Annotated in this window: 1 protein-coding gene; it reads left to right on the top strand. The window is 52.1% G+C overall.

What is annotated here, in order from left to right; translation table 11 throughout:
- Window positions 1-660, top strand: a 660-nt coding sequence (locus H8Z82_RS17000; RefSeq protein WP_186995771.1) for a recombinase family protein, incomplete at both ends; no start/stop codon positions are given.

The following is a 660-nucleotide window of genomic DNA, read 5'->3' as shown; positions in this document are numbered from 1 at the left end:
CGGAGTGGACAGCGCACAGGGCGACAATGACTTTGCCCCGCTGCGGAATATCTTTAACGAATGGCTGGTGAGAGATACGAGCAAGAAAATCAAAGCAGTAAAACGCTCAAAAGGCATGAGTGGCAAGCCCATCACAAGCAAGCCTGTGTATGGCTACCTCATGGACGAGGACGAAAAATTCATTATTGACGAGGAAGCTTCACCCGTAGTCAAGCAGATATACAACCTCTGCCTTGCCGGGAATGGTCCGACCAAGATAGCCCGTATGCTCACAGAGCAGCAAATCCCCACGCCGGGAACGCTGGAATACCGCAGGACGGGCAGCACCCGCCGCTACCACCCTGGCTATGAGTGCAAGTGGGCGACCAATACCGTTGTGCATATCCTTGAAAACCGGGAATACACAGGCTGTCTGGTAAACTTCAAGACGGAAAAGCTCTCTTACAAAGTCAAGCACAGTGTAGAAAATCCCCCGGAAAAGCAAGTGATTTTCAAGAACCACCACGAGCCTATCATAGACACCCAAACATGGGAACGGGTACAGGAGCTTCGCAAGCAGCGCAAACGCCCCAACCGCTATGATGAAGTAGGCTTGTTCTCCGGCATACTGTTCTGTGCAGACTGCGGCAGTGTGATGTATCAGCAGCGATACCAGACGGA

The sequence above is a fragment of the Blautia difficilis genome, from assembly GCF_014297245.1.
Classification (GTDB): domain Bacteria; phylum Bacillota; class Clostridia; order Lachnospirales; family Lachnospiraceae; genus Blautia_A; species Blautia_A difficilis.
Note: the sequence above shows the minus strand (reverse complement) of the source record. Positions and strands in the feature narration are given on the sequence as shown.